Annotated in this window: 1 pseudogene; it reads right to left on the bottom strand. The window is 61.8% G+C overall.

The annotated features are described in order from the left end of the window. Window positions 1–126: pseudogene (locus SM753_RS21005) on the bottom strand (enolase); the annotation flags it as partial. Between the last annotated feature and the right edge of the window lie 120 nt (window positions 127–246).

Raw genomic sequence — 246 nt, forward strand, 5'->3', positions numbered from 1 at the left:
GCCCGTAGAGGCTCCACTGGGCACTGCAGCCCGGAAATGACGTGTGGCAGTAGAGAGTTCCACCTCCACTGTGGGGTTCCCGCGGGAGTCCAGGATCTCCCGGGCCGAGATCTTCTCTATGGACATGATGGCTGGGATCTCGGGACTGCAGACTCAGCCGGTGGTAGTGGCGGTGGCGGTGGCGGTGGCGACGGCGGCGCTGAGAGCCCCATATAAGAAAATCACTGGGTGTACCAATGTCGTGTA

This window comes from Halostella sp. PRR32, from assembly GCF_034808085.1.
GTDB lineage: Archaea > Halobacteriota > Halobacteria > Halobacteriales > Natronoarchaeaceae > Halostella > Halostella pelagica.